Annotated in this window: 6 protein-coding genes; 1 reads left to right on the forward strand and 5 read right to left on the reverse strand. The window is 62.3% G+C overall.

What is annotated here, in order from left to right; translation table 11 throughout:
• Positions 1-55: 55 nt before the first annotated feature.
• The 4 genes from OJ996_RS19565 to OJ996_RS19580 all read right to left on the reverse strand — a co-directional run bounded on the left by OJ996_RS19565 (position 56) and on the right by OJ996_RS19580 (position 5863).
• Positions 56-823, reverse strand: coding sequence for a TorF family putative porin (locus OJ996_RS19565; RefSeq protein WP_264515353.1), 768 nt, complete (start codon positions 821-823; stop codon positions 56-58).
• 335 nt (positions 824-1158) lie between these two features.
• Positions 1159-1500, reverse strand: a complete 342-nt coding sequence (locus OJ996_RS19570; RefSeq protein ID WP_264515354.1) for a putative signal transducing protein — start codon at positions 1498-1500, stop codon at positions 1159-1161.
• 69 nt (positions 1501-1569) lie between these two features.
• Entirely contained in the window at positions 1570-3006 is a 1437-nt protein-coding gene (sucB, locus tag OJ996_RS19575; RefSeq protein ID WP_264515355.1) for a dihydrolipoyllysine-residue succinyltransferase, read from the reverse strand.
• A 61-nt stretch (positions 3007-3067) separates the two neighbouring features.
• Entirely contained in the window at positions 3068-5863 is a 2796-nt protein-coding gene (locus tag OJ996_RS19580; protein WP_264515356.1) for a 2-oxoglutarate dehydrogenase E1 component, read from the reverse strand.
• Between the two features lie 163 nt (positions 5864-6026).
• Between OJ996_RS19580 and OJ996_RS19585 the strand changes: the two genes are divergently transcribed.
• Positions 6027-6959, forward strand: coding sequence for an ABC transporter ATP-binding protein (locus OJ996_RS19585; protein ID WP_264515357.1), 933 nt, complete (start codon positions 6027-6029; stop codon positions 6957-6959).
• A 39-nt stretch (positions 6960-6998) separates the two neighbouring features.
• On the opposite strand, the gene OJ996_RS19590 is transcribed toward OJ996_RS19585, so the two are convergent.
• On the reverse strand, positions 6999-11567 hold the full coding sequence (locus tag OJ996_RS19590; RefSeq protein WP_264515358.1) for a lamin tail domain-containing protein: 4569 nt from the start codon (positions 11565-11567) through the stop codon (positions 6999-7001).
• Between the last annotated feature and the right edge of the window lie 138 nt (positions 11568-11705).

Here is an 11705-nt window from a genome sequence, read left to right on the forward strand (position 1 = left end):
CGGCCGTGTTGCCACGGCCGCCCGAAGTGTTTCGTAGGGATGAAACTCGGTCGGCTTAGAAGCCAACGGAGAGCTTCACGCCACCGATCAGGTGCTCTTGGCCGCCCTGAAGGTTGTTGATGTCGGCAGCAAGCTTGTTGTCGGCATCGGTGTACTTCAGGTAAGGAGCGATGGTCACGCCTTCGCGGAACTCCCAGGGGAGTTCGGCCTTGACGAACCAGCCTTGGAAGCCGTCAGCGGTGGAACCGGGGTTCGCGCGACCGGCACGAGCCTGGAGGCCGTGGCCATCGGCAACACCGACACCCGTGGACAGGGTCAGGGCCAGACAGTCGTTGAACTCCTTGGTCCAGGACAGCTCGGGCTGCAGGTACCAGCCGTTGTTGGAGTCGAAGTCGTAGTAGTAGGTCGCGCTGGCGGAGAGACCCCAAGCGATCTCGTAGCTGGCGGACAGGTAGACTTCCTGGGTGTCAACGGTACCCGGGGTGTCCGGGAAGTAGTAGTAGATGTAGCCGAGCTCGAGATCGATCGGGCCGACTTCCTTCGAAATGGCGGCGTAGAGATCAAGCTCGTTGAAGTTACCGCCGATCGTCTGGGAATCGTTGACGGAGCCGTACCAGGCACCGGCGCTCAGAGCGGCGAAACCGGCATCGTAAGACACGTCAGCACCGGCTTCGATCAGATCGCTGCCGAGATCCACGAAACGGAATTCGTAGATGTTGCTGTAGCCGACGTGGACTTCCCCTTCGATCTCCGCCGAGGCGTAGCCAGCCACGAGAGCGGAGGCAGCGGCCAGGGAGCCGATAATTTTGGTGTGTTTGCGCATCTTGGTATTCGGTTGTTCGGTTGCTGCAACCCCTTCTCTATCCCGCTTTCGCCGGCTTGAGGAGAGGTCTTGGCTTGCTGCGAACCGCGTGCCTTACAGCATGACGGACGCTGCCTATCGGGCAACTAGTTAAGAAACCCAAAAGGTAATGTCCAGCTAAAAGAACTCGGTTGGCCGCTAGGCCGGGGCTCTAACTAGAGGGCCCAAAGGGGTCTGGCAAGGCCGAAAAGCCGCATCCGATGCCACAATCATGGGGCTGGAAGAAGTTGAAATCGTGGCCTTCGCGAAAGTGAAAGCTGCTAGACCCGACGGGCCTGCGCCTCATCTCGCCGTGCTCACCCCTCTTTCGGCGCACCTGCAGCCAGGCGCCTCCCGAAAGCGAGGAAAGGAGCACCTAAAGCGATGGAAAGCAGCAGGACCACCGGCCAAACCCGAGCCCCGGAGAATTCGCGCGGTTCCGATCTCAGGACCTCCAGATACTCGCGGTGGGCCTCGGCTGCATCCATCTCGTCCTCCGCAGCCACCACTACCCTAACGCCACCGATCGCGTTGCTATAGTGCCAGAAAAGCTGAACCACGTGCTCGTCGAAGACCTCTGCCTGGATCCCGCGTGATCCAAGGAAGGAGCGGAAAAGATGGGCTTCTTCCGGCGTTTGAAAACGAGCGACCGTCACCATGAGCGTACAAGAGTTCGGGGGAGATTACTCTCCCCCGAATCAAATCACATCTATAAAGAGCCGATCAAATTACATTTCCAGCATCAGGCGCGTCGGATTCTCGATGCAGTCCTTGATGCGGATCAGGAAGGTCACGGCTTCCTTGCCGTCCACCAATCGGTGGTCATAGCTCATGGCGAGATACATCATCGGGCGGATCACCACCTGCCCGTTCAGGGCCACCGGGCGCTGCTGGATGGTGTGCATGCCGAGAATGCCGCTCTGGGGCGGGTTGAGGATCGGCGTGCTGAGCAGAGAGCCGTAGGTGCCGCCGTTCGAGATCGTGTAGACACCACCCTGCAGGTCTTCGATGCCGATCTTCCCTTCCTTCGCCTTCTTGGCGTAGTCGATGATGTCCTGCTCGATCTGGGCAAAGCTCTTCTTGTCCGCATCGCGGATCACCGGAACGATCAGGCCTTTCTCGGTGCCGATCGCCACACCGATATCGTAGAAGTGGTTCTGAACGATGTCCTGGCCATCGATCATGCCATTAACCTGCGGCACGTCCTTGAGAGCTTGGACCACGGCCTTCACGAAGAAGGACATGAAGCCGAGCTTCACGCCGTGCTTCTTGAGGAAGTCTTCCTGCACCGCCTTGCGGAGCTCCATGACCGCGGTCATGTCCGCCTCGTTGAAGGTGGTGAGGATCGCGGCGGTCTGCTGGGCATTTACCAGGTGCGTCGCGATCTTGCGGCGCAGCATGCTCATCTTCTTACGGGTCACGCGGCCGTCCGAAACCGGAGCGGCAGCGACCGCAGGAGCTGGGGCCGGAGCAGCGGGAAGCTCGAAGGTCCGGGGCTTCGGCGTTTCGGTCACCGGTGCGGGCGCCGCGGCGGCAGGCACAGGTGCCGGCGCGGCCGGAGCCGGAGCCGCAGGCTCGGGAGCGGCGGTGGTATTCCCCACGATGATCTGAGCGATCAGAGTGCCGATCCCGACTTCATTGCCTTCGGCCACGAGGATCTTGAGCGTCCCGGAGGCATCAGCCTCGAGCTCGCTGGACACCTTGTCGGTTTCCAAGGTGACAAGCGCCTCACCCTTGGAGACGGCCGCGCCGTCGCCCTTGTGCCAGCGCGCGACATTTGCGGAGGTGATGGATTCGCCGGCCGCGGGAACCTTCACGTCGATCACCTGCGCACCGGAGGCGGGCAGCGGTGGAGGCGAGGCGGCGGCAGGAGCCGAAGGAGAAGGCGCGCCCGCGGCCGGAGCGGCGACAGGCGAGCCACCGGTAGCGGCTCCATCTTCGAGCAGTGCGATCACGGTGCCGATCGCCACTTCCTCCCCTTCACCTACCACGATCTTGAGGACGCCATCGGCAGCGGCTTCAAGTTCGCTGGAAACCTTGTCGGTCTCCAGAGTGACAAGCACATCGCCCTTGCGGACGGATTCTCCGTTCTGCTTGTGCCAGCGGGCGACATTCGCGGAGGTGATGGATTCGCCGGCGGCGGGGACTTTGACTTCGAGAGACATGAGGAAGAAATGGACTAATGACTAAGCGCTAATTTTCAGACCGGTCCGTGCTGTAGGAGAATCAGACAACCTTGAAAGCGGCTTCGATCAGGGCTTTTTGTTCGGCATAGCTTCTGGCCTTTGAACCCGCGGCGGGGCTGGAGGCCCGGGTGCGCCCGGCGTAGCGGACGCGGCGGTCGAGCGCCTTCTCCAAACGCGGGAAGATGTAGGACCAGGAGCCCATGTTGAGCGGTTCTTCCTGACACCAGACGAACTTCGAAGCGCCCGGATACTGGGCGACCAGAGCGGCGACCAGCTCATCGTGGAAGGGATAGAGCTGCTCGATGCGGAGGATCGCCGTGTCGGTGATGTTGTGCTCCTGACGATAGGCAGCCAGATCGTAGTAGACCTTGCCCGAACAGAAGACGATGCGGGTGACCTGCATCGGATCCTCGTGGTGCACCGGATCCGGCAGCACCTCTTGGAAGCAGGAACCCTCGAGGAAATCGGCCTCCGTGGAAACCGCTTCGGGGCGGGTCAGCAGACTCTTGGGCGTCATGAGCACCAGTGGCTTGCGGAAGCTGCGCATCTTCTGGCGGCGCAGAGCGTGGAAGTACTGGGCGGGAGTCGTGAAGTTGCCCACGATCATGTTCTTCCCGGCGCATAGCTGCAGGAAGCGCTCGAGGCGGGCGCTGGAGTGCTCAGGACCCATGCCTTCGTAGCCGTGAGGCAGGAGCAGCACGAGGTCGGTCGGGGTCTGCCACTTCGACTCCGCGGAGGCGATGAACTGGTCGATGATGACCTGGGCACCGTTCGAGAAGTCGCCGAACTGGGCCTCCCACAGGGTCAGCATATTCGGGGCTCCGATCGAATAGCCGTAGTCGAAACCGAGCACGGCGAACTCGGAGAGGAAGGAGTTGTAGACGCAGAACTTGGCCTGCGTGGGGCTCACGTGCTCCAGCGGGATGTAACGGGCGCGGGACTCGGAATCGTAGAACACCGCGTGGCGCTGCGAGAAAGTGCCGCGGCGGCAGTCCTGACCGGAGAGGCGGACCTGATGACCTTCGGTGAGCAGGGCTCCCCAAGCGAGCGATTCGGCAAAGGCCCAGTCCACCGGGCCACCGTTCTGAAGAGCTTCCTGGCGGCGCGGGATGAAGCGCTTGGCGAGGGTCGGGTGGAGATTGAAGCTTTCCGGGACCGTGGTGAGCACCTTCCCGACATGCTGCAGCAGGTCGCGGGAGATGCCCGTCGGAACGGGAGCGTGATTGTAGTCCTCCTGCTCGACGGCGGTGGAGCCACTGAAGACGCTGCGGTCGCCGCTGGCCTGCATCTCGACCATCTTGGCGTGGCCCGCTTCGAAGCGGTCCCAGATGTCCTTCTCGATCTTGTCCGCTTCCTCTTGGCTCAGGACACCCTGACCCACCAGTTGCTTCTTATAGATCTGGCCGATCGTCTCGCGCTCCTGGATGTGCTTGTAGATGTGCGGCTGGGTGAACGCGGCCTGGTCGGTCTCGTTGTGACCCTGGCGGCGGTAGCAATACATGTCGATCACCACGTCGCGACCGAACTTCTGGCGGAATTCGAGGGCGAACTGGGCGGCCCAGTAGAGTTCCATCGGCACCTCCCCGTTCACGTGCAGGATCGGTGCCTCGATCATCTTGGCCACGTCCGTCGCATAGGCGGAGGAGCGGGCATCGGCCGGCATCGTGGTGAAGCCGATCTGGTTGTTGATGATCAGGTGAATCGTGCCCCCGGTGCGGTAGCCCGGGAGTTGGGAAAGGTTCAGCACTTCGGCCACCGAACCCTGACCGGCGAAGGCGGCATCCCCGTGGAGGAGGATCGGCAGCACCCGCTTGCGGTCGGTTTTCACGCCGTCGTCGCCGATCAGGCGCTGGCGGGCGCGGGCCTTGCCCTCCACCACCGCGTTCACGGCTTCGAGGTGGCTCGGGTTGGCGGCGAGGCTCACGCGGACCTTGCCATCGGGCAGTTCGCGGACGCTCTCGTAACCGAGGTGGTACTTCACGTCGCCATCACCCGCCACGAGGTCGGGCATGTAATTCGGCGTGAATTCATACAAAATCGTCGTCAGGGACTTGCGGACGAAGTTCGCCAGCACGTTCAGGCGACCGCGGTGGGCCATGCCCATCTCGATCTCCAAAACCCCCTCGGAAGGACACTTTTCGAGGATGGCATTCAGGAAGACCATCGCCCCCTCGCCCCCTTCCAGCGAGAAGCGCTTCTCACCGAGGAACTTCTTGCCGAGGAAATTCTCGAAGCTGTCCGCCTCGATCAACCAGCCGAGCGCGCGGGCCTTGCGGTCCGCCGGATCCTCGGCACGCAGCGCGTGGGCCTCGATCTGCTGGCGCACCCAGTGGCGCACGGTGGTGTTATTAATATGCGTGAACTCGAAGCCGATGAAGCCGGAATAGGTGGCTTCCAGAGCCCCCAGCATGTCGCGCAGCTTCATCTTCGCGCCCTCGCGGAAGAGCGGATTGGAAGCCTCCTTGTCCATGTCCTCCTCGGTAAAACCGAACTGGGAAGGCGCCAGCCGCGGATTTCGCTCCGGGCCGCTGAGCGGGTTAATGTGCGCCTGAGTGTGGCCGAGGGCACGGAAATTGTAAACGAGGCTCACCACCTTGCCATAGAAGGCGAGCTGGCCCTCGCTCGGCGGGGCTTCCACCGGCGCGGCCGCAGGTGCCGCTGCCGGGGCGGGAGCGGCGGCTGCCTCCCCTCGCGGCCGGAGCTGGGCGACCCCGAGCTCGAATCCTTCAAAAAAGGCCGCCCACGTGGGGTCGACCGAACGGGCATCCGCGCACCACAGCGCGTATTGTTCCTCCAGCAGGTCCGCATTGAAGCGGGCGGAAACCGACGATTTCATGGACGGTAGATTCGGGTGTGGGCTGGAGTTCGCGGAAATTCCCGCTTGGCCCCTCGCGCGCAGCGCTTAGGTAAGAGGCCGTCTGGAAACCGTCAACGCACAAGGCCGGTTTTTCCGGTAATTCCAGTAATCGTCGCCATTCTAGCAATACATCGTATTTCCAATGATCGAAGTCAGGGAACTTACCAAGAGCTTTGCCCGCCACACGGCGGTCAAAGGCATCGACTTCAGCGTCCAGAAGGGCGAGATCGTCGGATTCCTCGGGCCGAACGGCGCTGGTAAGACCACCACCATGCGGATGCTGACCGGTTACCTGCCTCCGACCTCCGGCAGCGCGACCATCGCCGGCTTCGATATCTTCCGCCAATCCTTGGATGCCCGGCGCTGCATCGGCTACATGCCGGAGAACGTCCCGCTCTACGAAGACATGCGGGTACGGGAATTCCTGCGCTACCGTGCCTCCCTGAAGGGCCTGAACAATCGGGACGCGAAACGCCGGGTCAACGAAGTCATAGAAACGTGCGGACTGGAAGGCGTGCGCCGGAAAATGATCAAAGTGCTCTCCAAGGGCTACCGGCAGCGGGTTGGCCTCGCCGATGCCTTGGTCCACGAGCCGCAGCTCCTGATTCTGGACGAACCCACCAACGGGCTCGACCCGAACCAGATCCGGCAGATCCGCGATCTGATCAAGCGGCTCTCCGAGAATCACACGATCCTGCTCTCCACCCACATCCTTCACGAAGTCGAAATGACCTGCGGCCGGGTCATCATCATCGACGGCGGCCAGATCAAGGCCCAGGACACCCCGCAGAACCTGGTGGCCGGGATGCGTGCCGCCGGACGGGTGCATGCCGAGATCTCCGGGGACTCCGGAGTGATCGCCCCTGCCCTCCAGCGGATGGACCACGTGAAACGCGTGACCCACGAAATCGTCGAGGGAGACTGGTCGCATTACGAGATCCTCGTGGATTCCGGCACGGATGCCCGCGAGCGGATCCATGAGCTGGCCTCCCAGTATGGCTGGCCGCTGCGGAGCTTGCACCGGAAAGATCCGACTCTGGAAGACGTCTTCGTCGAGCTCACCCGTAGGGATTGACCGCGAGGCTCGGAGCCCCGCGGTCTCCATGCTGAGGACTCAGGGGCTCTCCGTAACCTGCACTCTGAAGTAGAAGCGATCCCCACCCTCCGGGAAGGGTATGGAGATCACTTCGATTTCGCCATCGTCCGCCACCACCACGGGCTCCCCTTCCGCTTCGTCCCACCGGGACAGATCCGCACTGAAAACCGGCTTGAGTAACCAGCCCTTGGTCTCAATGCCCTTGCGGCGGCAGAAGAGAACCCGGCGACCGTTCTCGCCATCGAGATCCAGAGCCGAAAGCCCCCGCACTGCAAGCGCACCCTCCTCCACCAGCAGGCGATCGACATTCGAGAGCAGCGGATCGGAGCCGAAGGCATACTCAAGCAGGTTCACCGTGCCATCGCCATCGCAGTCGGCATCCGCCCCGCTCAGGTCCGGGTCCGCCAGCATCGCGGCATCGAAGTGCAGCTCGCGCCACTGTTGGAAGCTCATGATGCCTGTGCCACCATCGTTCGGCGGCGGATCTTCTTCACCGGGCGAACCGCCGGGATGGGTGCTCGGTCGCCAGCCCTCCGCGGTATTCCAAAGCTCCGCCGGGCCATCCGGGTGAAGCGCCACGAGCGAGTGACCCTGATTGTCCGTCGAGGGGTGCCATGCGTCGTCATAGACGAAGTCGATCAGCGTCTCTCCAGCCTGGCTCTTCAAGCGGATGCGCTCTCCACTATTGTCGAGGCTTCCCTCATACACGCCGGCGACGGGGATGGTGCTACTATAGCGGACCGCGAACGCGGCGGCATTGTGAACCAGAAGGATGGTTTCGCCCGGCTGGATGATGCGACTGCCGAAGGTGAAGGTCAGCCCGCTGGTGAAGTGTGCGCCGCTGAGGTCGATGCCAACGGTGCCGATGTTACGGATCTCGATGAACTCGAACTCTTCCTTCTCCGGGAAGCCTTGCGCCACTTCTGCCGCCGTGGAAGCGGCCGGATTGTACATGATCTCCGTGACGCGAAGCGGCGGCAGGGTATCTGAAACAAAGCTGCGTGAGTTCAAGGCACTCCATGTGGAGCCGTTGCGGACCCGCGCCTTCACCTCGAGCGTATAGTCGATCGTCACTGCGGACGAGTAGACTTGGGCCGATGGCGACAGGCCACCACCCGACAGACGTGGATCGGATCCATCCAAGGTGTAGTAGATGGTGCCACCCGTGTTCGGATTGCTCATCTGAAGCGCATAGTGTGCAGGGACCAGACCGCCCTCCTGACTGAAAGTCGGCGGATCGATGGTCGGATAGTAGCCCTGCCCGCGCATGAAGTTCCGCAGGATGGTGGCATTGTCGTTCAGGCCGGTCCCATCAACCGTTCCGGTGGCGATGATATTCCGGATACGAGAGATCTCTGCCTGCCACTCGACGTCACGGCGAACCGGGGGCTCCTGGATCGTATCCCCCCATCGTGCGGACTCCGCCACGATGGGCTTGCGCAGGTGATTGCCCAGCGCATCCCAACGCGAAAGCACCTGCGGCGTGCTGAGCGCACCTCCCGTGGAGATGTGCTTGTACAGCCGGTCCGCCACGGTCATCAGGAAATCCGGGTTCACCCGGGCTGCGTGCCAGATCTTGCCGGACGGAGAAGTAAGGTCTGCCGAGCTCACGCGAAAGGCGGGGTGTACCCATGCGGTGAGGTTCGAGCTGTTACCCGTGCCCCATGAAGCTTCGCCATCCCAGTTGAAGAACTGAAAGGCACCCGCCGGATTGTTGCGATTGCCACCCCACCAGTTGTTCACCGGCCAGTCGTTCATGCCGGTATACCATGCGCAGAGCAGGTAATCCGCGAAGCTGGGGATATCCACATACTCCTTCAGTTCGGAGTAGTTGGCGGGCACGGACATGTTCTTCGCCACCAGTTCGCCGATCGTGTAGTTCCAGCGCGTGGCGTCGCCGCCATGGGTGCCGCCGTGGTTCACACTGAACCAATCTTCCTTCTCACCACCCAAGACATTCGCGGCGAAGGCTCCGTCCGGACGCTCGACCGGGTTGTAGAGTCCCCAGTAGATGCCATTGATGAAGAGGTGGACGAAGCGACCCGGTGCCCCGGGCCCGCCCATCGCGACACGCGTGGTGCGGTAGAACTCATCTTCCGTGTAGGTGCTACGGGTCGGATTCCAACTGCGGGCAAAACTATGGTTGTTCCCCGCTCGCAGCACGATCTTGTCCACACTCTCATTCCCCTTCCCCGGGAATAGCGGACCGGTGGTGAAGAGCTTGGAATCGAACTTCGACTCACCATAAGCGCTGGAGAACGAGAGCCGCAGGGAGCGCTTCATCCGGTCGTGGCTGTGACCTTCCACACTGCAGTCCGCCTGCACATTGTTGGCCGGGGCATTCGGATCGATGTACTCGATCGACGCCGGCTTCTTGAGGTCATCGTTGCGGTAGAAACCCATGCCCCCCGTGGCGCTCCACATATCGGTCTTGTTCACCACCAGCGACATGGTGGGGATCTCCTTCATGCCCTCGGTCAGATCTGCCGCATAGGCGGGGTCGTTCACGATCTCCGGATCCATTTCGTAGTCGTGGATACGGGAGCCCACCCCCACCGGAATCGTCGGTTGCGGCCAACCGGCAATGGTCGCGGGCTGCCGGATGACATCGTCCAGCTTGAGGAAGGTCCGGGTCTCCGGCTTGGGCGAACTGTAACCGGAGCGGAATGCCGCGGCACGCACCACCGCAGTGGTCGTGATGGAAATCGGCCCCGTGTAGATGGTGCCCGTCGTCGCCGTGGGTGCCGAGCCATCCGTGGTGAAGCGGATCTGGGCCTGCGACATCTCGTTGCTGAGCGTAAGGGAGAAGGGCTCGGTGAAGTAGCCACGCTCGGCGCTGAAGACCACGTCCGGAACCAGACCCAAGGTGCTCGTGTCGTTCGCCCCGCCTGGCGTCGGCGTGGTATAGTACTGGTAGTAGGGCAGCACCTCGCCCCCTGCGATGAGCTCCGGCAGCAGCAGGAAGTTGTCGTCCGCTGCCGAATGATTGAGTGCATGGAAGGCCAGAACGTTCGGCTGGCCTGCCTGGAGCAGCGAGAGATGGGCACTGATATCGATCGTTTCGGCCGTAAGCCCGGCGCTGGTTTCACGGTGCAACGTGGCTACGGACGAGGTGCTCAGATTTGTCGGGGCATTGTGGCGCGCCACTTCGATCCCATTCAAGTAGGCCACGAATCCGTCATCATAGCGGAGCTTCAGGACCAGCGAATCGAAGTCGTTCACCGTTTCGGGCATGAAATTGAAACGGACCAAGGCACTCGCCGAGACTCCCTTCATCTGTGCGCCGATCTGGGATTGGATCACCTCGTCGTAAGGCGAACGCGGAACGTAGTAGGCCAAGGCGTGCGCGACCCCCGCATCGAACAAGGCGATACCCTCCGGGGTCAGTGGCGCGAGCCCGTCATCCCCCAGGAAGGTGTGGATGCGTGCGGCAGGAGCCGGCACATTCCCACGCAGCATTTGGCCTTTCTCCACCACCAACACCGCGGGCTCCCCGGTGGACGCCGTGGCGATCACCTTGGACCCGACGGCATTGTTGCTGATCGAGGCGACATTGAAGGTCCCCGCCGTTTGGCGAACGACCAGCGGCCCGGCAGCAAGCCCGGCGCCGAGCGGATGCGTCGAGCCCAGCGTGGTAAGCTGGATGTCGGTCTGAAGGTTGACCGCACTGCCGGAACTACTGAGTTGGAAGTCGTCGGTGAGTCCCCGCTCCCAGTTGATCCCCGGCACGGCCACGTCCTTCAGTTTCGTGTTCACCGCCGTCGAACTCACGGAGGAGGAAACCATGACCAAGTCCATCCCCGCGGCGTTCGCTGCTTGCACGGCGTCGTCATCGATCAAGGTGACGCGGTGCCCGAGGACCGTGGTGAGTCGGTTGATCACCGACTGGTCACCTGCCGAGGCCACGCCGCTCGCTGGGACCTCGCCCACATAGAGAATCTTGGCAGCCCCCACCGGAGGCGGCGTGTCATCGTAACCAATCCCGCTGTGCACGGTGAACCAAGCGGCTCCAGGCGAGTATCCCTCTCCGTTCCACATCGGCGGCAAGGGGCCTTCGGGAATGAACACCTGGGCTTCGGCGCCTTGCGCAATCAAGGAAACCGGCGCACCCGGAACCGGGGTCACCCCGTATGAGACATTCTGGAGCTGCTCGGGGAAGGACGGTGAATACTCCCAGGAAATCGTGGTCCCGTCCGCCTTCACCAGCGCGAGATACTCTCCCGCCGTGGTGAGCTTGAAGTTCGTGTGCAGAGGATTGCCGGCGACACGACGATTCTTGTCGGAAGCGAAGACGACGAGATAGCCCTTTGAGGGCAGGCTTACGTTCGGGAACTTCCACTTCTTGAGGTTCGCCGCCTCGTCCGTGAGATACCATCCGTTGAGGCTGACCGGAAAGGGAGTGGGATTGTGAAGCTCGATCCAGTCCTCCTTCGAGCCATTCTCGTCGGACAGGCCGTTGCTGTTCGAAGCCACGAACTCGCTGATGACCACATTCGAAGAGTAGACCCCTACGGCCCGGGCGGCGGGCAAAGCGAAAACGGACAGCAGGAACGCGAAGGTGCGGAAAAAGGGGAAGGCAGATCTCATGCGCGGGGGAACGACGAGAAGTCGGGGGGTGGGGTAGGAGGTCCGGGATCGAGCGCCCGGGCGGATGGATAGGCATGAGCCCCCTTTCCCCCTCGCATTCAATGGCAAAACCCCGGAATAGCTACGATTCGGGATTTC

It is taken from the genome of Luteolibacter rhizosphaerae (assembly GCF_025950095.1).
In the GTDB taxonomy this organism is placed as follows: Bacteria; Verrucomicrobiota; Verrucomicrobiia; order Verrucomicrobiales; family Akkermansiaceae; genus Haloferula; species Haloferula rhizosphaerae.